This is a genomic window from Vibrio sp. 1727, assembly GCF_033344415.1.
In the GTDB taxonomy this organism is placed as follows: Bacteria; Pseudomonadota; Gammaproteobacteria; order Enterobacterales; family Vibrionaceae; genus Vibrio; species Vibrio alginolyticus.
On sequence record NZ_JAWPOT010000258.1, the window covers coordinates 1 to 706 of the forward strand.

Annotated in this window: 1 pseudogene; it reads left to right on the forward strand. The window is 50.0% G+C overall.

Annotated features, from left to right (window positions below):
- Positions 1–706 (forward strand): annotated as a pseudogene (locus R8O10_RS25120) (Tn3 family transposase); the annotation flags it as partial.

The following is a 706-nucleotide window of genomic DNA, read 5'->3' on the forward strand; positions in this document are numbered from 1 at the left end:
GACGTTGTGGACAGGCTCAATCTGTCGCTAAAAAATCGACAACACTTCAGCGGCCTTATTGATTACTACGGCAGTAAAGTGCGGCGCTTCAAACGCTCACAGCAGCACCTGTGGTTACTGTGTCATCTGACAGAGCGCATGCAACTTGCACTGGAGCGCCTGACGGATGGGTTTGTTTACCATATCCGAAAACAACAGGAAGCCGCCAACGCCTTTGCACAACAAGCAGTGTTCCTGTCCTGGCAGTCAGCTGCGGACAATGTCACGAAAGCGGCAGAGTTACTGCATCTGTTTGTGGATGAGAACATTGATGATAATCAACCCTTCTCAGTAGTCAGACAACAGGCATTGAAGGTCATGAATGACAGGGATATCCAGACCCTCTGCCTTTACCTGAAAAAACAGAAACGGACCGTGGAAGAGTACCAGTGGCAACATTACGATGAACAATGCAATCTCCTGGAGCAACTGTTAAGGCAGGTGTTCTTGTGCCTTGAATGTGAGGCCGGTAAAGGCTCAGAAGCCGTCGTCGCCCAACTTCAACAGATGCAGACGGAAATCGCATTCGGTGGACCACTGAAGACGATGGATACGTCGCTCATCCCGAAAAAGCACCTCCCATGGTTGGTTAAACAGGATAACGTTAACCCGCAACGTTACGAATGGCTGCTCTACCGGCAGTTAACCTCACGACTGAATGGACGCA